The sequence below is a fragment of the Chitinophaga sp. genome (assembly GCF_036569125.1).
Classification (GTDB): Bacteria; Bacteroidota; Bacteroidia; order Chitinophagales; family Chitinophagaceae; genus Chitinophaga.
On sequence record NZ_DATCRF010000052.1, the window covers coordinates 1 to 26,675 of the forward strand.

Genomic DNA, 26,675 nt, shown 5'->3' on the forward strand with positions numbered 1-26,675 from the left:
GGTAAACCCACTCCGGGTTACCATGATTTGTCTGTAAAATGTGGCATTTGTTCCGGCGGCAAACCTGCTTTCCCGTTTTTTCCTTCCTGATTTTCCTTTTTCTTTGTGCCATGCAAACACTTTTACAACAGATCAATGACACGGCAGCTTATTTGCAAAAGTTCAACTATCACCAGGCTAAAGCCGGTATTGTGCTGGGTACCGGGCTGGGAGAGCTGGTGCAGCATATACAGGTCGAAAAAAGCATTCCTTATCAGGAGATCCCCCATTTCCCGGAATCTACCGTGGAATCGCATAAAGGGCAGCTGATCTTCGGGCGCATAGGGGAGGTGCCGGTAATAGCCATGCAGGGGCGTTTTCATTACTATGAGGGGTATACCATGCAGCAGATCACGTTTCCTATCCGCGTAATGAAAGCATTGGGCATCCAACACCTGCTGCTTAGCAATGCGGCCGGCGGCATGAATCCAGCCTTCAAAAAGGGCGACCTGGTGTTGCTGGATGATCATATTAACCTGCAGCCGGAAAGCCCCTTACGCGGATTAAATTCCCCGGCTTTCGGGCCCCGTTTCCCGGATATGAGCCGCCCTTATGATAAAAACCTGGGGCAGCTGCTGTTGCAGGCTGCTGCGGATAAAGGATGCACCCTGCATAAAGGAGTATATGTTTCCGTAATGGGACCTAACCTGGAAACCCGTGCAGAATACCGCTTTCTGCGGATGATCGGGGCGGATATGGTGGGTATGAGCACCGTGCCGGAGGTGATTGTTGCCAATCAGCTACAACTGCCCTGTGCTGCTGTTTCCGTGATCACGGATGAATGTGACCCGGATAACCTGCATCCTGTTTCTATTGAGGAGATCATTGCTGTTGCGGGCAAGGCGGATGAAAAGCTGAGCGGCATTTTTGCGGAGGTAGTGAAGCGGATTATTCTATAGGAGGGAAGAAGAAAAGCCACTCAAGATTTATAAATCCTACTAATTAATTTGTCATCAATTAATTATGGGGCATTTGTAATTTTCCAAAATAGCCTATAAATAAGAAGTCCCGCAGGCCGCGGGACTTCTTTATATTATTTTTTATTATCGTCATCTTCGTCTTCTTCATCCTCATCTTCCTCATCAAAGTCCTCATCTTCGTCGTCAAAATCTTCGTCCTCATCTTCGTCATCCGCTTCATCGTCATCACCCTCATCCTCCTCATCCTCATCTTCGTCATCTTCTTCATTGTCATCATCATCGTCTTCATCTTCCTCATCTTCATCCTCATCAAAGTCCTCTTCATCGTCATCGTCTTCATCGAGATCTTCTTCTTCGTCTTCATCCTCTTCCTCCTCGTCTTCATCATCCCCCAGGTCCTCATGCAGATCATCTTCTTCCACATCTTCCACCTCATCATCTCCAGGGCCGGGACCAATGGCTTCTATATCGGGAGTAGTTACCTCATCATCAGCCTCCGTATCAGCAACGGGTTCATCATCAGTAGTAGCTTCCACATCGGTATCCTCATCCGCTGCTATATCTACAGGCGGTACTTCCGTTACCGTATCTGTGTGGGCTGCTTCGTCTATGATGTTTACAGTTGGAATAAATGCATCTTCCAGCAGCTCCCCATTTTCTGATACCATCAGCACACCATTATTATCTGTAAATGCTTCGTCGGTGATAAGGGTAGGCTGTATCATGGTTTCTTCATCAAATACTTCACGCAGCTTGGGCAGGTCAGCAGGGGAGTTCAATCCAAAGTAATCCATAAAAGCCTTGGAAGTGCTGTACAGCAGCGGTTTACCAGGCAGCTCTTCACTACGGCCGGAGATCACGATCAGCTCTTTTTCCAGCAGCTTCTGAATAGAGTAATCAGAGCTCACCCCACGTATATGTTCTATTTCACCTTTGGAAATAGGCTGTTTATAAGCAATAATGGCCAGGGTTTCCAGTGCGGCAGTAGAAAGGCGTTTCAGGAACTTTTCCCCGTTCAGCTGCGCTACTGTCTGGTAATAATCTTTTTTAGTAAGGAACTGGTAACCTCCGCCGCTTTCCCGCACTTCAAATGCATAAAATTCAGACAGGTATTTTTCACGGATGGCTTCCACGGCAGTTTCCACCTGGTCTAAAGTAGCACGGTCTTCTAAAAAAGCTAAAGCATTATTGAGCAGATCTACTAGTTCCAGCATAGGCAGGGGCCTGTCTGCAGCAAAGATCAGTGATTCAACATGCGGTATGATCTGAGAGATTTCCATTGATAATTAGTTTGCAACATTACAGCCTCACAGGCGGTTAAAACCTGCGCGTGCTATAAACAAAAACGTCAAAGACCGAAAGTTACAGTCTTTGACGTTATGTAAGAAATCGAAATTTTTTGATGTTGATTTGTTGTGAATAACCTTCACTTTTAACCTGCCAAAGCGGCGGCGCCACTTACAATTTCTGTAAGTTCCGTAGTGATGGCAGCCTGACGGGCGCGGTTGTAGGAGAGTTTCAGGTTACGCAGCAGCTCATTGGCATTTTCTGTAGCTTTATCCATGGCTGTCATACGCGCGCCATGTTCTGAGGCATGTGCATCCAGGATGGCTTTAAAGAACTGCGTGTTTAAGATCTTGGGCATCAGCTCCGCGATCAGCGTTTCTTTTTCAGGCTCAAAAATATAATCAGCTTTGATCTTCTGTTTAGCATCCCCTTCTTTATTTTCTACTTTGGCAATGGGCAGGAACTGCTCTGCTACATATACCTGGGTAGCGGCGTTGCGGAACTGGCTGTACACAATATCCACGGCATCATACTCACCTTTGATAAAACCGTTCAGCGCAATGGCAGCGGCCTGTTTTACGTGATCAAAATTCAGATCGGCAAACAGGTGCCAGTACTGGTCATTGATCTTGTAACCATTTTTTACAAAATGTTCCCAGCCTTTTTTGCCAATGGGCATTATCTGCACCTGGCCTTTGGCATATTGCTCCGCGTATTTTTCGCGGATCAGCTGCTTGGCCAGCTTAATGAGGTTGGAGTTATATGCACCGCACAGCCCGCGGTCAGAAGTAATTACCACAACCAGCACTTTTTCCACGGCACGTTGATTAGCCAGGGCCATATCAATATCGCCTTCTGTGCTGGAAACAATGTTCTGCAGGATCTCCTGGAGCTTAACAGCATACGGGCGCATCTGTAAAATGGCGTCCTGCGCACGCCTTAATTTGGCGGCACTCACCATTTTCATAGCCTTCGTGATCTGCTGGCTGGATTGTACTGATTTTATGCGGTTACGAACTTCTTTAAGCTGTCCGGACATTTTTAATTATGAATTTTCAATTACTAATATAATGGGGGAACCCCGCTCAATTTGGCTGCAAAGGTAAGTATTGCCAGCCTAATTAGGAAATCGTAAAGGAGATTATCCAGTACTTTTATAAGTGGCTCATAGTAAAATAATTACGAATTATTTAATTACGAATTACGAATGTGATTGACGCGTATAAGAATAAACAAAAAGTCCTGCATTTTACTGCAGGACTTCCTTTATAAGGTACTCAATTCGTAATTCGTAATTGAGCAATTCGTAATTAATGCTAGTATCCGTCGTTCTGCGGAAAATCGCCCGGGTTGCTTACACGGTCTATCTGGTCCTGCGGAATAGGCCGCAGCAGGTGTTTGGGCAATATATTCTTAGCGGCATCCGGGTTATGCAGCTTTACCCTTTCCAGCAGCTTGCCGGTACGTTTCAGGTCAAACCAGCGGGTTTGCTCGCCTACCATTTCACGGTCCCTTTCATCCAGCAGGAAATCCAGCGTTACCTGGGCTTCGGTTATTTTCATGGCATCTTTATGAGCAGTGGTTTCTTCCGGTGTAGCACCTACCCTGGCGGCCCGCATACGCAGGGTGTTCAACAGGGTCACCGCTGCGCCTTTTTCACCTTTCATGGCCAGCGCTTCTGCGGCATTCAGGTAATCTTCCGCCAGGCGGAAGGCAATAAAGGGCCTTACGCCGGAGGCCTGGTTATCCGGGCGCATGGCATCTGCAAACTTATTCAGGGATGGGTACAGCACCAGCGTATAGTTACGGGGAGGCACCAGCAGGTAAGGCTTGCTCTTGATCATATCATCCGTTACATCATAACCCGGCATCCATACAGAGGTATCGCCTACTTTCAATTTTGCCGTAGCGCTGTTGGCGCGCCATACTGAAGTAAAGAATTTTTCGTAACGGGTGTCGTGTACACGTTCCTGGTAGAGGGTATCCAGCAGGAACTTTGTAGGCTTAAAACGCTTCCAGGGCGTACCATTGGCCAGATCGCGCTTCATACCGGCCAGTATATCATACTGCATCAGGAAAAAGCGGCAGGCATTGTTATCGCTGGAGTTGTACAGGGCATCGGTAGTATATTGCACAGCCCATACGGTTTCTGGGTTATTTTCCTTGCCCTGGGCCCAAACCTGGCCTACATCCGGCAGCAGCGCAAAGCCATAATTGTTGATCACAATTTGCGCATACCTGGCGGCATTGTCAAAGTCGGTAGGCTGTTTATAGGCGGTATAGCCGCGGGTTAAATATACGCGGCCCAACAGGTGCTCTGCAGCCGGTTTGCTGGCGCGGCCCCATTCAGAAGGCGCATCCAGCAGGTTCTGTTCCGCATACAGCAGATCATCAATAATGGCATTATAAATACTGCCTACAGAATCACGGTGCGCTTCTGTTTTGATCTCTGTATTCTCCTGCAGGTTTAAAGGCACAGCGCCAAACATCTGCGCCAGTATAAAGTAATAATGCGCGCGGCAAAAGCGTGCCTGGGCCACCCCATTCTTCTTAACTGCAGAATCCAGGTTCGGGATCTTATCCGCCCGGCCTATCACCACATTACAGGTATTAATGGTTTGGTAAGTGGTATTCCATAATTCCCGCAGGTGGGCATAACGGCCGTCCAGCTGGGAAGTATATTGATTTGCAAATTTAAAATCACCATCAGAGCCATTGGTGTAGGTATCTGTACCAAATACAGAAAGCGTCATGCCTCTTTCTGTGCTGTAAAAGCTGCGCATGGCCACATAAGAGCCGTTCACGGCCGCGGTAAAGCCACTGGGCGTATTATAGAAATCATCGTTTACAGTAGATACCAACTTTTCTTCCAGCATCTTATTACAGCTTACTGCTGCAAAGCCCAGCAGCGCTATTAACCAGCATATTTTTCCAGTATTCATAACGTTCGTTTTTTAACATTAAAAAGTAGCATTCAAACCAAACTGCAGCATCCAGGTGGCTGGTGCATCCACGGAAATGGTGGTCACGTCTTCCGGGTCAATGCCTTTGTATTTCTGGCGGTAAGGCGCTATGATCAGCGGTTGTTTCACATCCGCATGTACGCGTAATGCCTGCATACCCCAGCGTTTCATTAAACTTTCCGGCAGGTTGTAGCCTACGCCTATGTTGCGGATCTTGAAGAAAGAACCGTCAAAATAGCTAAGCGAAGTGTAGTTGTTAGGCCGCTCCTGGTTACGGTTAGGACGTGGAAAATCATTGGTTGGGTTAGATGGCGTCCAGTAGTTCACATCCAGGTTATTGTAACGGCCGAACAGGGTATTGTAGTTCTGGTAAAAATCACTTTTAACCATACCGCCTATACGTGCAAATGCTACAATGGAGAGGTCTATGCCTTTCCAGGAGAAGCGCTGTGTCATACCACCGGACCAATCCGGCTGCTGGGAGCCCAGGATCACGCGGTCATTGGCATCCAGCTTTTTATCGTTATTCACATCGTTCAGGCGGATCTCACCCTGGTGCTGCTGGTACACCTGCGCTTCTGCTTCGGTTTGCCAGATGCCTACTTTCTGATAATCGTAGTACACTGTGATAGGCTCGCCAATGAACCAGGCATTACCCGGATCGCTTTTAGCGCCATTGCCTAAGGAAAGTATTTTTTCACGGTTGGTGAAGAAGTTCACATCCATGTTCCAGTTAAAGCCGTTGGGATTCTGGATAATAGCGGTGGACAAAGCAATTTCCACACCTGAGTTCTGGGTTTCACCCACATTCACCAGCACAGAGCCAAAACCATTGCTGATAGGCAGCAGCTTGTTTAACAGCAGGTCGCTGGTTTTCTGGCGGTACCAATCCACGCTACCGGTTACACGGCCTTTAAACACGCTGAAATCAAAACCTGCATTCACAGAGCTGGTAGTTTCCCAGGTAAGATTGGGATTACGCAGCTGATTGGGAATGTAGCCCAGCACGCCCTTGTTGTTATAGGAATAAGGGCTGCGTAACAGTGAGCCCTGGGTCGCATAGGGCGGAATACCGGTATTGCCTATTTTACCATAGCTGGCGCGCAGTTTCAGGTTATCCAGCCAGGTAACGGATTTCATGAAATTTTCATTGGTCATGTTCCAGGCAAGGGCCACAGAAGGGAAATAGCCCCATTGTTTTCCGGGCGCAAAGCGTGAGGAACCATCTGCACGCAGGGTTAAGGTAACCAGGTAACGGTCATCAAACCCGTAGTTAATACGGCCCATGTAGGAGAGGATGGTCCAGGTGCCCAGCTGGCTGCCCAGCGCAGTTACGTTGCCGGCTTCATCCAGGTTGTAGAACTGCTGCGCTTCTACAGGGATGCCTCTTACGCTGGCGTTGTTGGAATCTTCCCGCTGGCGCTGTACGCTGTACAGGGCAGTAACGCCAATGTTATGTTTCTGATGTATTACTTTGTTATAGGTTAAAAGGTTTTCTACCGTGTAAGCCAGCGTAGTGTAGTTGGTCTTCTGGGCAGTAGCATCACCGCCGCCTATCAGCAGGTCGGTATTGTTCTTACCCTGGAAAAGGCCGTAGTTGCTTTGCTGAATATCCGGGCCTACATTCAGGCGGTATTTAAGCCCGTCTATAATATCCACTTCGCCATACAGGCTGGTGAACAGGCGGAAGCGGGTGCGGTCCTCTACGCGGTTGCCGGGCACATAATCCAGCAGGGCATTGGGCTGCTGGCTATCGCCGGTGGGCAGTATGATCAGGTTGCCATTAGCATCATACGGATCTGCAATGGGCAGCATTTTTAACGCTGCGCTCATGCCGTTATAGGTTTCCCCCCGGCGTTTGCTGTAAGTGCCCAGTAAGGATACGCCTGCGCGTACACGCTTGCTGATCTCCTGGTCCAGGTTCAGATGTATATTATAGCGCTCATAGCTTTGCAGCTTGAATACGCCCTGTTGTTTAAAATATCCCAGGCTGGCCGCATATTTGGTTTTTTCTGAACCGCCGGATACGCCCAGGTTATGGGAGGTTTGCCAGCCGGAAGAGAGCAGCAGCTTTTGCCAGTCGGTATTTACGCCTCTTTTAATATTGGCGTACTCGGTGGCATTAAAAACGGCTGCATCGGAAGAGTCGGGATTGTTATCATTATACTTGCCAATGGCGCGGTTAGCTTCCCGGCGCATGTTGGTATACTGGGTAGCATCCATCATATCTGATTCGCCCAGGGCCTTAATGATGCCATAGTCCGCATTATAGGTAACGCGGACAGGAGAGGAGGATTTACCTCTTTGCGTGGTTACCAGGATAACGCCGTTGGCGCCACGGGAACCATAAATGGCAGTAGCAGATGCATCTTTCAGCACATCCATGGAGGCAATATCCGAGGGATTAATATCATTCAGATTGCCTGCATACGGAATACCATCTACAATATACAACGGATCATTACCCGCAGTAATAGAGCGGTTACCACGTACACGTACGCGGGGCTCATCCCCGGGTTTGTTACTATTGATCAATACATCAATACCTGCCACGCGGCCCTGCAACGCCTGTTGCGGGTTAGTAACAGATACTTCCTGTATGGATCTGGCATTAATGGAGGCAATAGCGCCGGTTACGTCCTTTTTCTTTTGGGCGCCATAACCTACTACTACCACTTCTTCCAGTTTCTTAAGGTCTTCGGCCAGCTGAATATCAACACTGGAGCGGCCGTTAATAGGCTGTTCCTGTGAAAGATAGCCGATAAAAGAGAACACCAGTGTGTTACCGCCGGCAGGTACCTGCAGCTTATAGCTACCCTGCCCGTCTGTTTGGGCGCCGGTAGATTTACCTTTTACAGATACGGTTACTCCCGGCAGCGGAGCGCCGGATTTAGCATCTGTAACTTTTCCCTGAATAGTGGTGGTGTTTTGTGCGTGGATGACGAGGTGGTGGCATAGCAAAAACAGCAACAGTCCCCCCGTTTGTAACAAGTTCTTCATACCGTGTGAATTTCTATTTAACGATTAGCGGTTTGGTTCAAAAACGACTACAGTTTTAACACAATTTAACAGTTCATGTACCCAAGATAGATATTTCTGTGGAAAATGCAAACGATTGCAGAAAGAAAACAAAAAAACAGCACACAAGCTTCATCCAAAAGGAACAGGCCGCTCATGGCCGCTTGTGTGCTGTTTGAAAATATGCTGAGGAATTACAGGGTGCGGATGCGGATATTGCGCCACCTTACTTTAATACCGCCCCCGGAGTGGATCTGCAAGGCAATCTGCCCGCTGCGGGCGCCTATTTTTTCATCAGTTAAAGTGATCATTTCATGCCCATTGAGCCAGGTGGTTACCTCATTGCCCTTTACTTTCACTTTCATGGTATTCCATTCCCCCATTTTCAGGTATTGCTCCTTATCGGCCGTAGGCTGTATCAGCCATCCGCGCCCGTAAGATTCATAGATACCGCCGGTGTGCATATTGGGCGGGGCTACCTCGGCCTGCCAGCCGGTGATCTTAGTGCCTTCTATACTTGAGTGAAAGAATACGCCGCTGTTGCCGTTGGCCTCCTGCTTAAATTCCACGGTAAGCTCAAAATCTTTGTACTCTTTTTCGGTACCCAGGTAACCATACTCTTTATCGGGGCCGCTTTCGCATACCAGGAAACCATCTTCCACATACCATTTTTCTGTTCCGTAAATTTTCCAGCCATCCAGGTTCTTACCGTTGAATAAGGCTTGTGTTTTCTGCGCCTGTGTATTAGTGGCAAGGCATAATAAAGCGATGGCCATCAACCCGGCTCCCAGGTAGTAGCGTAATGACGTGAATTTTTTCATGATGCTGCTTAGTTAAGGAATTAATGATTCACAATGCCTTAAGATAAGCATTTCTATGAAAGTTAGCGGGTACAATCCAGCTGACCGGCAGCAGTATAAAACAGGGGAATGCTGGATTGCTGGTGAGCGGTAGCCACTACCTGCCCGTTTTGCAGGGTACTTTGGTTGTACGTGTAACCGGAGAAGTTGTTGGCCGACAGGGTGCGGTAATAAAGATCATCCCACAGCCAAAGGCCTTTCAGCGGGTTAGGCTTATTATCATAACCGGTAAAGGTTTCCTCCTCCTGGTAAACAACCTGATCATCGTAACGGGAAACGCTGGTGCTTTTTACGTTCTGTAGATTGCCGCTGTTATCAAAAACAAAGCTGCGGGTAATGTGCGCGCCCCGGCTGAACGTTTCTGTTTTAACGGGCTGGTTTTTAGCGTTATAGTAAAAATAGGTGGTATCAGGGGTTTTGATAATGCGTTTTAACCGGCCGTTTTCCAGCAGCAGGTTACGCGGGTTGGGATCCATAATAATATCAGCTCCGTGGTAATAGGTGGTAAGGGTAACATTGTTACCGTTATACACCACGGTATCATACACCAGAGGGCTGAATATATAGCTGAAACCGCTGCTGACTGCTATGGGCAGCCATCCGCCGGTGCGCACATTCGGGCGTCCGTTCAGATAATTGAACCCGATCATGCCGCTGCCTCCGGGGTTGTACATCACTGTTCCGGTGGTGGTGGCATAAAATCCATGAGCTACGGGTAAGATGAACTTAGCGTATAAACTATCTACCTGCGGTGTTTCCGGTTGCGGGTTATCAGACTTTCCACAGGAAAATATGGCCATTACTGTTATAACAGCCAGGTATAGGTAAGGGCGGTTGAACATGGGTAAACAATATTTAGGCTAAGCTACAAATTCCCATAAAAAAAAGCCCCGTTCACCAGGTGGCGAACGGGACTTTTTTATTATCCTTTTTAGCAATTACCGGGCAACGTTCACGGCGCGTTTTTCGCGGATCACCGTTACTTTGATCTGTCCGGGATACTGCATTTCTGTTTGAATTTTGGTAGCAATGTCAAAAGAGAGGCGGTCGGCATCGCTGTCTGTTACCTTATCACTTTCAACAATTACGCGCAGCTCGCGGCCGGCCTGTATGGCGTAGGCTTTTTCCACACCGTCGTGGGCCAGGGCCAGGTTTTCCAGGTCTTTGATACGCTGCAGGTAGCTTTGCATAATTTCGCGGCGTGCACCGGGGCGTGCGCCGCTGATGGCATCACAGGCCTGCACAATGGGGGAAATTACATACTGCATTTCCATTTCATCATGGTGGGCGCCTACGGCGTTCACTACGGCAGCATGCTCGCCATATTTTTCACACAGCTTGGCGCCTAAAAGGGCGTGGCTCAGCTCAGTTTCTTCATCCGGCACTTTACCAATATCGTGCAGCAGGCCGGCGCGTTTGGCCAGCTTGGGGTTCAGGCCCAGCTCTGCGGCCATTACACCACACAGGTTAGCGGTTTCTTTGGAGTGCATGAGCAGGTTTTGTCCGTAAGAGGAACGGAAACGCATTTTACCTACCAGGCGCACCAGCTCTTTATGCAGGCCATGGATGCCCAGCTCTATCACGGTCCTTTCACCAATGTCCATTACCTGCTCTTCCAGTTGTTTCTTGGTTTTTTCCACTACTTCTTCAATACGGGCGGGGTGTATACGGCCATCCTGTACCAGGCGCTGGAGGGAGAGGCGGGCTATTTCCCTGCGCAGGGGATCAAAGGACGATAATACGATGGCTTCCGGGGTATCGTCCACGATCAGGTCTACACCGGTAGCTGCTTCAATGGCGCGTATGTTACGGCCTTCACGGCCAATGATCTGGCCTTTAATTTCATCGCTTTCCAGGTTAAATACGGTAATGGCGTTTTCAATGGTTTGCTCAGCTGCCGTACGCTGGATGGATTGTATAATGATCTTCTTTGCTTCTTTATTGGCCTTGCTCTTGGCGTCTTCAATAATTTCCTGGATGTGGGCCAGGGCCTGGCTGCGGGCTTCTTCCTTCAGGCTTTCCACCAGCTGGTGCTTCGCTTCTTCTGCGGTAAGGCCGGCTACTTTTTCCAGGCGGCGGATATGTTCTTCCTGGTGTTTTTCAAGGTCATTGCGTTTAATGGCTACCAGCTCCATTTGCCGGTTCAGGTTTTCCTTGATGGCTTCATTTTCCTGTACCTGTTTCTGCAGCTGCTCGTTCTTCTGGTTCAGGCTTAACTCTTTCTGTTTAATGCGGTTCTCCGAATCGGCCAGCTTCTGATTACGCTGCAACACTTCCTTTTCGTGCTCGGTTTTTAACTGCAGATATTTTTCCTTGGCTTCCAGTAACCTGTCTTTCTTCAGGTTCTCTGCACTTATCTGGGCATCACTTATGATCTTTTGGGCCTGTTGCTCTGCATCCTGTATCTTCTGCTGCGTGTTTTTGGCAAATATCACCTTACCTAACACTATTCCAATTACCAATGCCACCACCGCGGCTATTGCTGTTATTACAGTTGTATCCATACAAAAAATTTAAAATTGAATATATATTGCATTCTTCATCACCGCCTTTTCCGGGAGGTGGTAGAACTTGACGCGCGAAAATAACAAAAATAATGTGCAGATGTGCGATGTGCGGGTATGCAGAACAGTGTAAATAGCCTGTTTTACAACTTCTTTAACGAAATGGTAAGTAATTAAGCTGCTTTATTTCAGTTGATTACGAATTAATGAAATAAATTTATATTACTCCCTGTTAATCTATTTTTTCAAAAGATCCCAACACAATCAAAAAACGCACATCATTTCAACTGCTCATCCAACAGTGCTTCCAGCCTTTGCAATTTTTCCTGTAAATAGGGTGCTCCTTCTGCCTGTGCCTTTCCGCCACTGGTAACGGGGTGGGTAGCGTACATGATCAGCGCCATGGCAATATAATCCTGGAGGTCTTTACCGGCATAGGCCGTTTTGAACTCAATGATCTTGTCATTCACCTCTTTCATGATGCGGCGTACGGCTTCTTCTTCTTCCGGTTTGATCTTGATCCGGTAGGAGCGGTCTGCCACTACTATATTTACAGGAATCAGTTGTTCCATAACTACTAATTAACACTTTTCCCGGCTAACTGTTTAATAACGCTATACAACGGTCTATTTCTTTTATATAGTCGTTGATCCTGGTGCGCATTTCCTTTTTAAAGTCCTCATCCTCTTCCGGGGAGGCGGGCGGCCCGGCTGCTACCGTAGCTATTTTGGCCAGGTGCAGCTTTTGTTCCAGCTGAATAATGGTTTGCTGCTGTACCCGTGCCTCCTGCTGCTGGTGCTGCAGCTGCTCTTTCAGCCACGCATTTTCCGCCTGCTCCTGTTGCAGCTTTTTCAGCAGCAGTTGCAGCTTTTCTTCAATGCGTTGTATGTGTTGCTCCAGAGACATTATTCAATGTGCGGATGTGCAGATGTGCGAATGTGCAGATGGTTTGTCATTTGCACATCTGCATATCTGCACATTTACTTATTTTCTTATCTGCGCCTGCAGTTGTGTTTCAAAAGTTTTTACCAGCTTGTCCATTACAGCATCTATTTCTTTGTCTGTAAGCGTTTTCTGCGTATCCTGGAAGGTAAAGCTTACCGCGTAGGAGCGCTTGTTGGCTCCCAGCTTTTCGCTTTCAAAAACGTCAAACAAATTGATATGTTGCAGCAGTGCCGATTTCACGGTGCGTGCAGCGGCTTCCACATCCGCAAACCGTACCTGTTTGTCCAGCACCAGCGCCAGGTCCCTGCGTACGGCCGGGAATTTCGGAATTTCGCTGTAAAAGGTATCCTTTTTTGGTAAGGCGGCCAAAACAGCCTGCCAGTTAATATCGGCAAACCATACCGGCTGCCTGATATCAAACTGCTTCAGCTTGGAGCCGGATACGGCGCCCAGCTGCACCAGGGGCTGGCCGTTACCTTTTATCTGCCAGGCAAACTGCAGCCCGTCCACTTCCAGCTCGGCCCATTGTAATGAGCGGATGCCCAGCTGGGCCAGCACATTGCCAACATACCCTTTCAGGAAATAAAAATCTACCGGGGCGGCTTCATATAGCCAGCTTTCCGGTCTTTTATGGCCGGTAAGGTACAGGCTCAGGTGCTCTGTTTCCTGGTACTTGCCCTGGCCGGTGGTGGCGTAGGTTTTACCAAATTCAAAGAACAGCAGGTCCTCATTTTTGCGGTTCAGGTTATAAGCTACGCTTTCCAGGCCGGTTTCCAGCATGGAGGGGCGCATTACATCCAGGTCTGCGCTGAGGTTGTTGATCATTTTCACCGTGCGCTCCAGCACTTCCGGCGTAAAATACTTGCTGTTGGTAATGGAGTTGGTGAATATTTCATTAAAACCGTTACCTGCCAGGTAACCGGCTATTTTTTCGCGTACTGCTTCCCGGTCGGGCCTGGCCGTAATGGCCGGGGTAATCAACACCTGGGAGGGGATCTCCACATTATCCAGGCCATCGATCCGCATTATTTCTTCTACGATATCCGCGGGTATGGAAATATCCGGTTTGCTGTAGGGTACGTTCACCTTCAGATGTTCGGATGTTTCCGCCAGTATTTCAAAACCCAGGCTGGCTAATATGTTGCTGATCTTTTCTTTACTGTATTCCTTGCCGCTCAGCTTTTTAATATAGGCCCAGGTAGCGGTTACTTCCGTTTTAGGTTTGGCCTGCGGGTAAACATCTGTTACTTCAGACGCAATTTTACCACCGGCCAGCTCACAAATAAGGGCGGCGGCGCGTTGCAGCACAAATACGGTATTGGATATATCCACTCCTTTTTCAAAACGGGTAGCGGCGTCGGTACGCAGGCCGTGCCGGAAAGAGGAGGCGCGGATGCCTGTGCCGGTAAAGCAGGCGCTTTCCAGGAAAATGTTGTGCGTAGTATCTGTTACACCGGAGTGCAGGCCGCCGAATACGCCGGCTATGCACATGGGCTCACTGTTACCATTGCAGATCATAAGGTCTGCGGCATCCAGCTTACGCTCTTTGCCATCCAGCGTTACAAAGGGCGTTCCGGCAGGCAGGTTCTTCACGATCACTTTATTGCCGGTAATGGCATCTGCATTAAAAGCATGCAGGGGCTGCCCGGTTTCGTGCAGTATAAAATTGGTGATGTCTACTATATTATTAATAGGCCGTACCCCAATGGCTAATAATTTATTGCGCAGCCAGTCCGGCGAGGGGGCGGTTTGCACCCCGGTAATGGATATACCGGCGTAGCGGGGGCAGGCGGCAGTGTTTTCCACACTAACGCTAATGGGTAATGGCGTTGCTGCTTTAGGCAGCTCCGGTATTACGGGTAGCTTAGCCTGGTACCGGCGGGTATTTTCCAGGTTATTATAATAGGCGCATACATCCTTAGCCACGCCTATATGGCTCATAGCGTCCATACGGTTGGGGGTAAGGCCAATTTCGTATATCCAGTCCTGTACGGGTTTAAATATTTCGCGGGCAGGAGTACCGGGTTGTAAGGCTGCATCCAGCACCAGTATGCCGGCATGGCTGCTGCCCAGGCCAATTTCATCTTCTGCGCAGATCATGCCCTGGCTTTCCTCACCACGGATCTTTGCCTTTTTCATGGTCATGGGCTCGCCGCTTACCGGGTAAATAGTAGCGCCAATAGGGGCTACCACCACTTTCTGGCCTACGGCTACATTGGGTGCGCCGCATACAATGTTCAGCGGTTCGGGGCCGCCGATATTTACGGTGGTCAGTTTCAGCTTATCTGCGTTCGGGTGTTGTACCGCCGTCAGCACTTCGCCTATCACCAGCCCTTCCAGGCTGCCTTTTACGGATTCAAATTTTTCCAGGCTTTCCACTTCCAGGCCTATACGCGTTAATATAACAGACAAATCCTCCGGTGAGGGCTGTACCGGCAAATATTCACAAAGCCAATTGTAAGAAATAGTCATTTTACAAGATAATAAAGTGGTGTAAAGATAATTAAAAAGTCCACAGTCCACGGTCTTTGGTCCACAGCCTGTTATGCTGTTTATGAGAGGGAAAACAGGCCGTTGGCCATCAAAAACAGGCATTGAAATAGATCGTGAGCGGCGAACGCGCCGGGACTTTTCTCCCCGGACATGTGAATTACGGTCCAAGGAATATGTGGAAAATCTTTTTACACAAAGTGTGTGAATAATCGGAAATTTGCAGGGTATTTTGGTGCCAATTGGTGGATAACCATATTGCAGTCAGTGGATAACTGACAATTTGCGTGTGAATATCGTGTGCGTGATGTTTTATAAATATTATCCGCTTATGGTACGGCTTTAATGAAAAAATGCGTTTACCTTAGTTTTTACAGCTCAAAAAAGTTTACAATTTGTTAAAGAAGAACTGAATACCGGGATGCTAAAAATTTGTAGGACCCATTGGGGAAGCAAGCCATAACAGTAGTACAGTAATCAATCTATTTCATTCATTTTTCTTAATTCTTTGAACATAAATGGATCTTAATCTCAAGAAAGACCGTAAAGATGTACGTAGGAAGCCGTCCATTGATGTATCCAGCATGGTATACGGGAAAATACCACCACAGTCTAAAGATATGGAGGAGGCCGTACTGGGGGCCATCATGCTGGAAAAGGGCGCTTTTGATACCGTGATAGAGATCCTGAAACCGGAATGTTTTTATGTGGAGGCGCATCAGCGCATTTTCCTGTCTATGCAGCGGTTGGCCGCTAAATCCATGCCGGTGGATATCCTTACCGTGGTGGAAGAACTGAAGTCTTCCGCAGAACTGGAAATGGTGGGTGGGCCTTTTTATGTTACCCGGCTTACCAACACCGTTGTTTCCTCTGCCAATATTGAAGCGCATGCGCGTATCATCCTGCAGAAATTTATTCAGCGGGAGCTCATACGTATATCCGGCGAAATACTGAGCGAAGCGTATGAAGATACTGCCGATGTGTTTGACCTGCTGGATGGTGCGGAATCCAAACTGTTTGAAATTACCAATAATCACCTGCGTAAGAACTATGATTCCATAGACCGCGTACTGGTGAATACCATGAAACGTATTGAGGACCTGCGTAATAAAGGCGACGATATTACGGGGGTACCTTCCGGCTTCCCATCGCTGGACAAGGTTACTTATGGCTGGCAGCCCACGGATCTTATTATCATAGCGGCCCGTCCTTCAGTAGGTAAAACCGCGTTTGCGCTGAACCTGGCCAGGAATGCGGCCCTGCACCCGCGTTTTGCCAAAGGCGCTGCAGTGTTTTCCTTGGAAATGTCCTCCGGGCAGATCGTACAACGTATCCTGTCCGCGGAATCAGAGATCAAGCTGGAAAAAATTTCCCGTGGTAAGCTGGAAGAATATGAGATGAAGAAGCTGATGACGCACGGTATTGAACGTTTGGCCAAGGCGCCCATCTTTATTGATGATACGCCGGCGCTGAACATTTTTGAGCTGCGCGCCAAATGCCGCAGGCTGGTGCATAACCACGGCGTAGGGGTAATTATCATTGACTACCTACAGCTGATGAGCGGTGGCGGCGAAGGCCGTAACACCAACCGTGAGCAGGAGATCAGTAAAATCTCCCGCGATCTGAAAGGCCTGGCAAAAGAGCTGCATGTACCGGTGATAGCGCTATCGCAGTTAAGCCGTGATGTGGAAAAACGTAAGGATGGCAACAAGATGCCGCAGCTGAGTGACCTGCGTGAATCCGGCGCCATTGAACAGGATGCGGACATGGTAATGTTCCTGTACCGTCCTGAATACTACGAAATTACAGCCAATGAAATGGGCGAATCCAATAAAGGTGAAACACACGTGCGTATAGCCAAGCACCGTAACGGTCAGCTGGATACCATTAAGCTGCGCGCGGTGCTGGAGTTCCAGCGTTTTGAGGACGATGGCAGCCTGGAAGGCGGCGGCGGTCCCAGTGGCGGCGGCAACCCGTATGCAGGCCTGCGCCAGGGCGGCGGTAACGATGAAGCCAAGGTATTTATCCAGAAAGGTTCTAAAATGAACGATATGGATTTTGATGATGAAGGGCTGGAGGACGCTCCTTTCTAAATTCCGGTACTGTAAAAGAATTTTTAAGAAAAGGGAGAGGGGCACTTCTCTCTTTTTCTTTTTGTATCAGCATCATACTATTCCAGTTCCATGTTTTCGAAATACAAACCGTTTTATAAAGATAATTTCCGTTTAGCCTACCCCGTGGTTATTTCCCAGCTGGGGCATACCGTGGTAGGCTTATCGGACAGCATTATTATAGGCCATACCGGCGAGGTGCCGCTGGCGGCCGTTTCCCTGGGCAACAGCATTTTTACCATTTTTATGGTAACGGGTATTGGCGTGTCTTATGGGCTAACGCCGCTGATAGCGCAGGAGAACGGGCGGGGAAACCGGGCCTATTGCGGTTGCCTGTTAAGCCAAAGCTTATTGATCAATATAACTGTTGGGTTATTATTATGCGCGGTAATTGTTACCGGCAGCTATTACATACCGTTGCTGGACCAGCCGGCGGCGGTAGCTACCCAGGCCAAGCCCTTCTTACAGTTCCTGGGATTTTCCTTTTTCCCGTTAATGATCTACCAATCGTTTAAACAGTTTGCAGAGGGGCTGGGCTTTACCCGGCAGGCCATGAACATCAGCATTATCGGGAATGTGATCAATATTCTGCTGGGTATTACACTGGTGTTCGGGTTGTTTGGCCTACCGCGTATGGGGGTAATAGGCGTGGGTATTGCTACCTTAACAGACCGTTTGCTGATGGCAGCTGCCATGGGCTGGTATGTGCTCAGGGCGCCGCGGTTCAAGCCCTATTTGCAGGAGTTCCATTTCAGGGATGTATCACGGGCCACTATACAAAAGATCCTGGGTATTGGCGCACCGGTGGCGCTGCAATACCTGTTTGAGGTAAGCGCTTTTAGCGGCGCCGTGGTAATGGTGGGCTGGATAGGCGCGCGTGAGCAGGCTGCCCACCAGATAGCCATTAGCCTGGCAACCATGACCTACATGATGGCCAGCGGCGTATCTGCCGCAGCAGGTATTAAAAGCGGTAATTTCTTTGGGGCCCGGCAGTTCCGGGAGCTGCGCCTGTCGGCCATTGCCAGCTACCATATGGTGCTGGTGCTGATGGGCACTGCGGCCCTGGTATTTATGCTGGGTAATGATCTGCTGCCGCTGATGTATATTAAAGAGCCGGATGTAATTTTGATTGCCAGCCACCTGCTTATTATTGCTGCTTTTTTCCAGCTGTTTGATGGTACACAGGTAGTAGGCTTAGGCATATTAAGAGGTATGGGCGATGTAAAGGTGCCTACCATTATTACGCTGCTGGCCTACTGGGGGCTGGGTTTGCCCATTGGTTATTTACTGGGCATTCACTTGAACTTTGGTATACAGGGCATTTGGTGGGGGCTGTTACTGGGGCTGCTCACGGCTTCCGTGTTATTGTTCATCCGCTTCCAGGTTAAAACGCGCAAGCATATTCCTTTGCCGGAGGCTGTTATTTCAAATTAATCCTTAATTTTTAGCATGGAATTACCTGTTTTCTACGCCAAAGGCCTGGACCCTGCTGCTACTGCTTACACAATGGACGAGCCTACCTCTAAATACTGTGTGCAGGTACTGCGAAAGGAAAAGGGGCAGCAGGTGCTGCTGGCCAATGGGCAGGGGCAAAAGTTTACGGCCACGATCACCGACGACAACCGGAAAAAATGCATGGTGCAGGTGTTGCAATGTGAAACCCTGCCGGCGCCCGCACCCGCTTTACGTATAGCCATTGCCTTTACGAAGAATGCCAGCCGTATGGAGTGGTTCCTGGAAAAAGCCACGGAAATAGGGATACAAGGTATTATTCCCCTGCTTACCCATCGTACGGAAAAAGAAAAATTTAAAACAGAACGTTTAGAGAATATACTGGTAGCCGCTATGCTACAATCCCAGCAATATTATTTGCCGGAACTGGCCGCTCCTGTTGCATTTGAGACCCTGGTAAAGCAGCCTGCCGCTGCCCAGCTTTTTATAGCGCATTGCTTACCGGAGCAAAAAACGCATTTACAACAGGCCATGCAGCCCGGGTTGGATACCTTATTATTAATAGGACCGGAAGGCGATTTTACCCCGGCGGAAATTGAACAGGCCCTGGGGCAGGGCTTTCAGCCGGTATCTTTAGGCAATACACGCTTACGCACGGAAACCGCCGGGGTGGTGGCGTGTGTGTTGATGAACTCAATAAATGCTTTTTAATGTGCTGATGTGCTAATATGCTAATGTGCCGGTGAGTATGATTATATGCGATTCTCAACAAATGCCAGCACCCTTATACACATAAGTGCTTTAATATGCTGGTGAATTAGCGAAATGCAATTCTCAACAAATACCAGCACATTAGCATATTAGCACATCAGCACATTCCCTCCCCATTTGCACATCTGCACATTTGCACATCCGCACATCACTCTTTCACCTTCGGCTCCCGCAGCTCTACCGGTTTCGTTGTTTTCTTGCGCATCACCATGTTCAGCATTTCCACACCAAAGGAGAAAGCCATGGCAAAATATACGTAGTTCTTTAAGTGCAGGTCATGCGCTCTTTCTGCGTCCCAGCCTTCTATGATCAGGATGGCGCCTACCATTACCAGGAAGGAGAGGGCCAGCATTTTCAATGTAGGATGTTTATGTATAAAGTCGCTGATGCGGGGGGCAAACAGGAACATAATGATCATGGCTATGATCACCGCAATGATCATAATGGGCACCTGTTTGGCCAGACCCACGGCGGTAATAATGCTATCAAAGGAAAACACGGTATCAATTACAATGATCTGCCCTACTACATTCAGCAGGGATAGCTGCTTGCCGCCTCCTTTTACATTCAGCGTTTCTTCTTCTCCTTCCAGCTTATGGTGAATTTCACGGGTGGTTTTAATCAGCAGGAATAAGCCACCGCCCAGCATGATCAGGTCGCGCAGGCTAAACCCATGACTGCCTATGTGGAACAGCGGGTTCACCGCACGTACAATGTAACCAATACACAGCAGCAGTATAACGCGTACGCCTATACCGGTAAACATCCAGATGCGGCGGGCCTGCAGGCGTTTCTGCTCCGGCAGGCGGTTCATAACAATGGATACGAAAATAACGTTGTCAATACCCAGTACAACTTCCATCAGCACCAGGGTCAGTAAGCTGATGAGGGATTCTGTTGTGAACAATTGTTCCATGATGGTATGAGTTGATGAATGGAGGATCAGCCTTTTAGCAATCCTTTACAAATATTTTTAACAATGGCAGGGCCTTCGTAAATGAACCCGGTATATACCTGCACCAGGGAAGCGCCGGCATCCAGCTTTTCCCGGGCATCGGCAGCCGTAAAAATACCGCCGGCTGCAATAATGGGTATTTGTCCGCCCGCGCGTTCATGAATATAGCGGATCACCGCGGTGGACTTATCTTTTACCGGCAGGCCGCTTAAGCCGCCTGCGCCTATGGCTGCTACTTCAGCGGCGGGTGTTTGCAACCCTTCCCGGCTAATGGTGGTATTGGTAGCCACAATGCCGGCCAGCCTGGTTTCCTGCACAATTTCAATGATATCATCCAGCTGTTCCGTGGTGAGGTCGGGTGCTATTTTCAGTAAAATGGGTTTGGGTTTGCTTTTTTGCTGGTTCAGCAGCTGCAGGTGGTGCAGCAGCTGCTTCAGCGGCTCTTTTTCCTGCAGGGCGCGCAGGTTGGGCGTATTGGGCGAGCTTACATTCACCACAAAATAATCCACCACATCGAACAGGGCATGAAAGCATTTTTCATAATCGCTTACTGCTTCCTCGTTAGGGGTTACCTTATTCTTACCAATATTTCCTCCTATAATAATATTGGAGCGGCGTTTTAGCAGGCGTTTGGCTGCTGCAACGGCGCCTTCATTATTAAAGCCCATACGGTTTATGAGGGCTTTATCTGCCGGCAGGCGAAAAAGGCGGGGCTGGTCATTACCCGGCTGCGGCAGGGGCGTTACCGTACCTATTTCTACAAATCCAAATCCCAGGCTGGCCAGTTCGTCGGTATAGCGGGCATCTTTATCAAAACCGGCTGCCAGGCCTACCGGGTTGCGGAAGGTAAGTCCCCACAGCTCTTTTTCCAGGCCGGTGGTTTTGGTATTAAAACCGGCATTCAGGATGGTTTTGCCCAGTGGCAGGCCATGAAGCAGCTTAATGCCCCGCATTACGCTATGGTGAATGCTTTCCGGGGGAAATTTGAACAGCAGTTGCTTAATAAGTTGATACATGTGTGGTGCAAAGATAAAAACTAATAGGTGAATTTGCGGGTACACCGGGGCATGTTGGCAGGTATAAACTGCTTATGTACCGATTTAACGTATTGGATGCCTGCACTTCCGCTATTATTATTCTATTTTTGAGCCCGGAATAGGGGAATGCCTGTACCGGTACGTCTCATTAAGAGAAGGCCGGGTGGTTTTATGCCCCGCTGTACTGGCTATTCTGTAGTATGTCACATAAACTGTTTAACCATCAAACGATCAGTGTATCTATGTCACTAACCGCGAAGCTGCTGCTTGGAATGCTGTTGTGCTGTTTTCCGCTGCAGGTGCTGGCCTGGGACTGGCATACCAGAATAACGCTTAGCCTGAAAGATCAACCCCTGCTGGTGGCCTGCCAGCTGCTGGAAAAAAATTATGGTATCCATTTTTCGTATAGCCGCGATGTAGTAGACCTTTCACACCGTATAACGCTGGAAGTGCGCAATAAACCGCTTAAGAAAGTGCTGGAGCTTTTATTTGAGCCTTATGATATTTCCAGCTCCCGCATAGGCAACCAGGTTGTGCTGACAATGAAAAGTAAGCCCCTGCGTACGATTAGCGGGTATGTGGAGGATGCGCGCACCGGTGAAAAGCTCATCGGCGCCACGGTTTACTGTCCTGCCCAACGGGCCGGTACGGTTACCAACCAATATGGCTTTTATAGTATTACCCTGAAAAAAGATACCAGCAGCCTTTATACCTCTTATATAGGTTATACCCCGCAACGTTATAAGCTGCCGGCTACCGGTAACCGGCAAATTGCCATAGGCCTGCAGCCCACCAACAGCTTACAGGAAATAGTGGTTACAGAAAACATGAAGGCGCATTTACAGGAGCAAACCCAGATGAGCAAGGTAAATATTCCTGTTTCTGAAATAGAGGCGGTGCCCCGGTTGCTGGGTGAGGCCGATATAATGCGTACCCTGCAAAGCCTGCCCGGTGTAACGGCAGGCGCAGACGGCAGCGGCGGTATGAGCGTACGGGGCGGCAGCCCGGATCAGAACCTGATATTGCTGGATGGCACCCCGGTATTTAATTCGGAACATGTGTTCGGCATCTTCTCCGTGTTTAACCCGGATATTATTAAAAATGCAGACCTGTACAAAGGCGCTTTCCCGGCGCGTTACGGCGGCAGGTTATCCTCTATTATAGATGTTTCCATGAAGGATGGGGATATGAAAAATTATCACGGCGAGGTTTCCATCAGCACCATTGCCGCCAAGTTTATGATAGAAGGGCCGTTGTGGAAGGATAAAACTTCATTCATCCTTTCCGGCCGCCGCTCTTATATTGACCTGTTAATGGACGACGCTGTAAAGAGTGTAATGGATCTTGGTGAAAACGGTGACTTCTATGCTTTTTTTTATGATGCCAATGCACGTATCAATCACATTTTTTCTCCCAAAGACCGGCTTTACCTGAGCGCATTTGGCGGGGAAGATGCGCTGATCATAAGCCAGGATCATGATTATGAAAACACTGATGCGCCGGACCAGCGGCGTTACCGGGAGAAAAGCTCCTTTAAGCTGGGCTGGGGTAACCTTACCGGCACGCTGCGCTGGAACCATGTATTTAACCAGCGCCTGTTTTCCAACGTAACGTTCAATTATTCACAATACTTTTTCCTTACTCACTACCATTACAATTTTCAATCCTATACGATCAATGAACACTCGCAGCTGTATGGCCGTTATACTTCCCGGATCCAGAATGCGGTAGGCAAAATAGATTTTGATTACCGCCCACGCCCCAGCCATGCTGTTAAGTTTGGAGTGGCCTCTACCACGCATATCTTTAAGCCCGGTACTTTTTTCTTTGAAGATGATTCTGCTATGCCATCCCTTCCGGATACCTCCTATAATAACTTTAGCACTGTAGGGGTGGATATGGTATTGTACGGGGAAGATGACTGGCAGCTGACCCCTGACCTGCATCTGAATGCAGGCCTGCATGCTGCCGGTTTTTTGGTGGAGAAACGTTTTTACCGTTCCGTACAACCCAGGCTGGGCTTACGTTATCTGCTGCCTAAAAGCTGGGCCTTAAAGGCGGCGTACACGCATATGTACCAGCCCATTCACCTGCTTACCAATAACGGCAGCAACCTGCCTACAGACCTCTGGGTGCCTTCTACACCCAAGGTAAAACCCATGCTGTCAAAACAGCTCACTATAGGCATAGCTAAAACCACGGAAGATCACCAGTATGAATTTTCACTGGAAGGGTATTATAAAACTATGAATAACGTGATCGAGTACACGGAGTATGCTTCAGCATTTAGCTCTGCCGGTAAAAAATGGGATGACCAGGTGATCATTGGTCATGGCCGCAGCTATGGTACGGAAGTGCTGCTGGAGAAAAAGCAGGGTAAAACCAAAGGCTGGCTGGGATATACACTGGCCTGGTCTGACCGGCAGTTTGCAGAAGTGAATAAAGGTAAACGGTTCCCGTATAAATATGATGCACGGCATAACCTGGAGCTAATGGTTATACACCAGTTTAATAAGAACTGGGAAATATCGGCCGGCTGGCAGTTCTCAACCGGCAAACCTTTAACGCTGCCGGTTGCCAGCTATGAAGGGATCCAGGAGCCATCACCCTATGATCCGCAGCAGCCAGTACCGCCCAGGGCAGATGAGCTGGGCGAGCGCAACCAGTTCCGCACCAGTAATATACACCGCCTGGACCTTAGTGTTACCTACACTAAAAAGAAAAGGTTGTGGACCAAGAGCTGGAACCTGAGCCTGTATAATGCCTATAATCAGAAGAACCCATTTTATTATTACGTGAAATCAGACCCGGTTGCAAAAGAACGGTACCTGGCGCAAAAAACCATTTTGCCCATACTGCCCAGTATTTCCTATTCAGTTAAATTTTAAAAAGTTGTTTATGCGTTTTATTATCGTATATTCTATAGGGTTAGTAATGCTGCTTACCGCCTGCGACAAAAAAGCCCGGCTGAACCTGCCTTATGAAGGCGATAAAATTGTGCTGAACACTTTTATGCTGGTTGATAGTGTGGCTTACATCCGCGTAACTAAAAGCGAGCCGGTGGTATCCAGCAATGATCCGGAATTTACAGAGCTTACTAATGCGCAGGTGACCATACTGGAAAACGGCCGGCCCTTTTCGGCCGTGCATCACCAGGTGGTAAACGGGCGGGGGTATTTTGTGTCCGACAGTGTGATCAAACCGGGAAAAACTTATACGGTAACGGCCGCTGCTACAGGCTTAACCGCTGTAACCGCTACAGACAGCATCCCTGCCCAGCCGGAAGTGAGCGGTCTTTTTGCGCAGAAAACAGCCAGCCAGCTATACTTCACTCTGAAAGACCCTGCAAATGTTATCAATTATTACCGCATTCATATTTACGCAGCAGACAGTACGGATGGAGCCATCCGTCCGCTGAGCCGCATTGAGTACCGCCTGGATCCTTCCTTTAATAACGACTTTGCCGACATTATCAGCAATGCCTATTACCAGGACCTGGTAATAAAGGATGAGCGGATCTCCGGCAAAAGCATTGTTTTTGTGCTGCAAACTTCCCAGCCTGTTACCTACAAATATATGATAGCAGAAGTGGTTGGCTTAACAGAGCAGGGATACCGTTATCTTAAAAGTTTGGATGATCAGCAGGACACGCAGGAGGAAGGCAACTTCCTGGCGCAGCCGGTAAAAGTTTACTCCAACGTTGCAAATGGGTATGGCATAGTAGCTGGCATGTATGCAAAACGCATTACCTGTAAGGTGAAGGAGTGATCAATCATTAATATGATACCGGTTAATTACCTCGTTGATCTTACACGAAAATTTTACGCATTCCGTAATAATTACAGATTCCAGTTCCTTATAACCCTCTGATTCCAGGTGGTATAATTGTGGGTACACCGTTTCGATCATTTTCTTGGTAGCTTCTATCAGGCCGTCCTGCATGCTTACCAGCTGCTGCTGCTCATACATGGCATCCTGGTATAGAGGCGATAGCGGATTTAGAATTTCATCCCAGTCCATAATAGTGATGTGTGGTTTAATGAATGGATATGTATTGTAATCAGCGCAGGGCCGTAAAGAATAAAACAATTTTTAGCCGGTTTGGTTCAAAAGTGGGCAAAGCAGTTTTTCTTTTTGCGTAAATGAGCCCGGTTTAAATTCCCGATTTGATTAACGTTTTACATTTTCATGACGTAGCTTTGTCCTGCTCCTTTACTCCGCCGCATGAATGTAGCCGTCTGCTGCTCCCGTGTAAAATCCGCTTACACGCAGGCAGGCCCTGATATTCACATGAATCTGCTGTTTTAAGAAACGTACCCGCCGTACTATACCTTGTACGGTACCGGGATTAGTTTGCCCCTGAAGATACTTGCCGGAACATGGCGGAGTAAAGTGTTCCTGGTAGGTGGTGGTTGGCCCAAACCCCGGGTAGGGTCAACCATTTTTTTAATCCATACCACTAATTAGATCAAACTGCTTATTATGCAACTAATCCGGCTACGGCCCCTGCTCATATTATTATTGTGTTCCCTCTTTTTTGCTGCTGCCACACAGGCGCAGCGCCGCATTGTATCCCTGAACGGCACCGTTACGGAAGTAGTGTGCGCCCTGGGTTTTGAAAGATCGCTGGCAGGGGTGGATGTGACCAGCACTTACCCGGCCTCCGTACAAAAGCTGCCTAAAGTAGGGCATAACCGCAACATTTCTGCTGAGCCTGTACTGGCCCTGCAACCGGATCTGATCCTGGCTACTTCCAATTTCCTGGCGCCGGCAGTGATCGGGCAATTCAATGCTACCGGTGTAAAAACCCTGGTGCTGCAGCAGGAATATTCTGTAGAGGGAACCAAAAAGCTGATCCGTGAAATAGCGGCTGCTTTGCAGGCCTCCGAAAAAGGCGAAGCCCTTTGCAAACAGCTGGATCAGCAGCAACAGGCGCTGAGGGTGATCCCGCAGGCCAAAAAAGTATTATTCATTTATGCACGTGGCGCCGGTACTATGATGGTAGCCGGCCAGGAAACACCGCTGGATAAAATTATTACGCTGGCCGGTGCAAAAAATGCCGCCAGTGGTTTTAAAGATTTTAAACCGCTTACAACCGAAGCGCTGGTAGCTGCCAACCCGGATGTGATCTTATTATTTGACACCGGCCTGGAAAGTGTAGGCGGGGTAACCGGGTTGTTGAAAGTGCCGGGGGTTCCGCAAACCACTGCCGGCAAGCAGCAAAAGATCATTGCTATGGATGGGCAGCTCCTGTCTGGTTTTGGGCCGCGTGTGATAGAGGCGGTTAAAGTGTTGTCTGAAAAGCTAAAAGAAAGCATAAAGC

The 26,675-nt window shown here is 48.6% G+C and carries 20 protein-coding genes; 7 read left to right on the forward strand and 13 right to left on the reverse strand.

Translation table 11 applies throughout. The features are described 5' to 3' along the window. Positions 1-110 precede the first annotated feature (110 nt). Complete coding sequence (locus VIM87_RS01705; protein WP_331995299.1) at positions 111-938, forward strand: purine-nucleoside phosphorylase; 828 nt, start codon at positions 111-113, stop codon at positions 936-938. A 134-nt stretch (positions 939-1,072) separates the two neighbouring features. Here the strand turns inward: VIM87_RS01705 and scpB are convergent, their stop codons facing one another. The 10 genes from scpB to pheT form a co-directional block, all read right to left on the reverse strand. Next, positions 1,073-2,239 (reverse strand): SMC-Scp complex subunit ScpB, encoded by a 1,167-nt coding sequence (gene scpB / locus VIM87_RS01710; protein ID WP_331995300.1) that lies wholly within the window; start codon positions 2,237-2,239, stop codon positions 1,073-1,075. A gap of 152 nt (positions 2,240-2,391) precedes the next feature. Continuing rightward, positions 2,392-3,285, reverse strand: coding sequence for an ATP synthase F1 subunit gamma (gene atpG, locus VIM87_RS01715; RefSeq protein WP_331995301.1), 894 nt, complete (start codon positions 3,283-3,285; stop codon positions 2,392-2,394). Between the two features lie 277 nt (positions 3,286-3,562). Next, entirely contained in the window at positions 3,563-5,188 is a 1,626-nt protein-coding gene (locus VIM87_RS01720) for a RagB/SusD family nutrient uptake outer membrane protein (protein ID WP_331995302.1), read from the reverse strand. An 18-nt stretch (positions 5,189-5,206) separates the two neighbouring features. After that, a complete protein-coding gene (locus VIM87_RS01725) occupies positions 5,207-8,209 on the reverse strand; it encodes a TonB-dependent receptor (RefSeq protein WP_331995303.1) in 3,003 nt (1,000 codons plus the stop codon). A 212-nt stretch (positions 8,210-8,421) separates the two neighbouring features. After that, a complete protein-coding gene (locus VIM87_RS01730; protein WP_331995304.1) occupies positions 8,422-9,048 on the reverse strand; it encodes a DUF1080 domain-containing protein in 627 nt (208 codons plus the stop codon). A gap of 62 nt (positions 9,049-9,110) precedes the next feature. Next, positions 9,111-9,929: a hypothetical protein gene (locus VIM87_RS01735; protein WP_331995305.1), complete on the reverse strand. Its 819-nt coding sequence runs from the start codon at positions 9,927-9,929 to the stop codon at positions 9,111-9,113. Positions 9,930-10,025: 96 nt separating this feature from the next. Then, entirely contained in the window at positions 10,026-11,591 is a 1,566-nt protein-coding gene (gene rny / locus VIM87_RS01740; RefSeq protein WP_331995306.1) for a ribonuclease Y, read from the reverse strand. Positions 11,592-11,869: 278 nt separating this feature from the next. Next, entirely contained in the window at positions 11,870-12,163 is a 294-nt protein-coding gene (locus VIM87_RS01745; RefSeq protein WP_089906332.1) for a cell division protein ZapA, read from the reverse strand. A 25-nt stretch (positions 12,164-12,188) separates the two neighbouring features. Further along, positions 12,189-12,497, reverse strand: a complete 309-nt coding sequence (locus VIM87_RS01750) for a hypothetical protein (protein WP_331995307.1) — start codon at positions 12,495-12,497, stop codon at positions 12,189-12,191. Positions 12,498-12,575: 78 nt separating this feature from the next. Further along, entirely contained in the window at positions 12,576-15,008 is a 2,433-nt protein-coding gene (gene pheT / locus VIM87_RS01755; RefSeq protein ID WP_331995308.1) for a phenylalanine--tRNA ligase subunit beta, read from the reverse strand. A 536-nt stretch (positions 15,009-15,544) separates the two neighbouring features. Between pheT and dnaB the strand changes: the two genes are divergently transcribed. From dnaB to VIM87_RS01770, 3 genes are all read left to right on the forward strand, one after another. After that, positions 15,545-17,119, forward strand: a complete 1,575-nt coding sequence (dnaB, locus tag VIM87_RS01760) for a replicative DNA helicase (protein ID WP_331995309.1) — start codon at positions 15,545-15,547, stop codon at positions 17,117-17,119. Positions 17,120-17,209: 90 nt separating this feature from the next. Continuing rightward, positions 17,210-18,571: an MATE family efflux transporter gene (locus VIM87_RS01765; RefSeq protein ID WP_331995310.1), complete on the forward strand. Its 1,362-nt coding sequence runs from the start codon at positions 17,210-17,212 to the stop codon at positions 18,569-18,571. A gap of 15 nt (positions 18,572-18,586) precedes the next feature. After that, positions 18,587-19,300, forward strand: a complete 714-nt coding sequence (locus VIM87_RS01770) for an RsmE family RNA methyltransferase (RefSeq protein WP_331995311.1) — start codon at positions 18,587-18,589, stop codon at positions 19,298-19,300. Positions 19,301-19,508: 208 nt separating this feature from the next. Here the strand turns inward: VIM87_RS01770 and VIM87_RS01775 are convergent, their stop codons facing one another. Together VIM87_RS01775 and VIM87_RS01780 are read right to left on the reverse strand one after the other, a co-directional pair. Further along, positions 19,509-20,276: a TerC family protein gene (locus tag VIM87_RS01775; RefSeq protein ID WP_331995312.1), complete on the reverse strand. Its 768-nt coding sequence runs from the start codon at positions 20,274-20,276 to the stop codon at positions 19,509-19,511. Between the two features lie 26 nt (positions 20,277-20,302). Next, positions 20,303-21,331, reverse strand: a complete 1,029-nt coding sequence (locus VIM87_RS01780) for a quinone-dependent dihydroorotate dehydrogenase (RefSeq protein WP_331995313.1) — start codon at positions 21,329-21,331, stop codon at positions 20,303-20,305. Positions 21,332-21,594: 263 nt separating this feature from the next. On the opposite strand from VIM87_RS01780, the gene VIM87_RS01785 reads away from it, so the two are divergent. Beyond that, positions 21,595-24,240: a TonB-dependent receptor gene (locus tag VIM87_RS01785; protein WP_331995314.1), complete on the forward strand. Its 2,646-nt coding sequence runs from the start codon at positions 21,595-21,597 to the stop codon at positions 24,238-24,240. A 10-nt stretch (positions 24,241-24,250) separates the two neighbouring features. Continuing rightward, entirely contained in the window at positions 24,251-25,120 is an 870-nt protein-coding gene (locus VIM87_RS01790) for a DUF4249 domain-containing protein (RefSeq protein WP_331995315.1), read from the forward strand. Here VIM87_RS01790 and VIM87_RS01795 read toward each other — a convergent pair whose 3' ends face one another. Further along, positions 25,121-25,372, reverse strand: a complete 252-nt coding sequence (locus VIM87_RS01795) for a hypothetical protein (RefSeq protein ID WP_143080873.1) — start codon at positions 25,370-25,372, stop codon at positions 25,121-25,123. It lies immediately after the preceding gene. A 462-nt stretch (positions 25,373-25,834) separates the two neighbouring features. Between VIM87_RS01795 and VIM87_RS01800 the strand changes: the two genes are divergently transcribed. Then, positions 25,835-26,675: helical backbone metal receptor (locus VIM87_RS01800; RefSeq protein WP_331995316.1), on the forward strand; the 841-nt coding region annotated here is incomplete at its 3' end.

What these genes read in the sequence shown, in the direction of transcription:
- dnaB (WP_331995309.1), top strand. Translation starts at nt 15,545, where the DNA reads ATGGATCTTAATCTCAAGAAAGACCGTAAAGATGTACGTAGGAAGCCG.
- VIM87_RS01770 (WP_331995311.1), top strand. Translation starts at nt 18,587, where the DNA reads ATGGAATTACCTGTTTTCTACGCCAAAGGCCTGGACCCTGCTGCTACT.
- VIM87_RS01705 (WP_331995299.1), top strand. Translation starts at nt 111, where the DNA reads ATGCAAACACTTTTACAACAGATCAATGACACGGCAGCTTATTTGCAA.
- pheT (WP_331995308.1), bottom strand. Translation starts at nt 15,008, where the DNA reads ATGACTATTTCTTACAATTGGCTTTGTGAATATTTGCCGGTACAGCCC.
- VIM87_RS01775 (WP_331995312.1), bottom strand. Translation starts at nt 20,276, where the DNA reads ATGGAACAATTGTTCACAACAGAATCCCTCATCAGCTTACTGACCCTG.
- atpG (WP_331995301.1), bottom strand. Translation starts at nt 3,285, where the DNA reads ATGTCCGGACAGCTTAAAGAAGTTCGTAACCGCATAAAATCAGTACAA.
- VIM87_RS01750 (WP_331995307.1), bottom strand. Translation starts at nt 12,497, where the DNA reads ATGTCTCTGGAGCAACACATACAACGCATTGAAGAAAAGCTGCAACTG.
- VIM87_RS01745 (WP_089906332.1), bottom strand. Translation starts at nt 12,163, where the DNA reads ATGGAACAACTGATTCCTGTAAATATAGTAGTGGCAGACCGCTCCTAC.
- VIM87_RS01730 (WP_331995304.1), bottom strand. Translation starts at nt 9,048, where the DNA reads ATGAAAAAATTCACGTCATTACGCTACTACCTGGGAGCCGGGTTGATG.
- VIM87_RS01765 (WP_331995310.1), top strand. Translation starts at nt 17,210, where the DNA reads ATGTTTTCGAAATACAAACCGTTTTATAAAGATAATTTCCGTTTAGCC.
- VIM87_RS01780 (WP_331995313.1), bottom strand. Translation starts at nt 21,331, where the DNA reads ATGTATCAACTTATTAAGCAACTGCTGTTCAAATTTCCCCCGGAAAGC.
- VIM87_RS01790 (WP_331995315.1), top strand. Translation starts at nt 24,251, where the DNA reads ATGCGTTTTATTATCGTATATTCTATAGGGTTAGTAATGCTGCTTACC.
- VIM87_RS01795 (WP_143080873.1), bottom strand. Translation starts at nt 25,372, where the DNA reads ATGGACTGGGATGAAATTCTAAATCCGCTATCGCCTCTATACCAGGAT.
- VIM87_RS01725 (WP_331995303.1), bottom strand. Translation starts at nt 8,209, where the DNA reads ATGAAGAACTTGTTACAAACGGGGGGACTGTTGCTGTTTTTGCTATGC.
- VIM87_RS01785 (WP_331995314.1), top strand. Translation starts at nt 21,595, where the DNA reads ATGTCACTAACCGCGAAGCTGCTGCTTGGAATGCTGTTGTGCTGTTTT.
- VIM87_RS01720 (WP_331995302.1), bottom strand. Translation starts at nt 5,188, where the DNA reads ATGAATACTGGAAAAATATGCTGGTTAATAGCGCTGCTGGGCTTTGCA.
- rny (WP_331995306.1), bottom strand. Translation starts at nt 11,591, where the DNA reads ATGGATACAACTGTAATAACAGCAATAGCCGCGGTGGTGGCATTGGTA.
- VIM87_RS01735 (WP_331995305.1), bottom strand. Translation starts at nt 9,929, where the DNA reads ATGTTCAACCGCCCTTACCTATACCTGGCTGTTATAACAGTAATGGCC.
- scpB (WP_331995300.1), bottom strand. Translation starts at nt 2,239, where the DNA reads ATGGAAATCTCTCAGATCATACCGCATGTTGAATCACTGATCTTTGCT.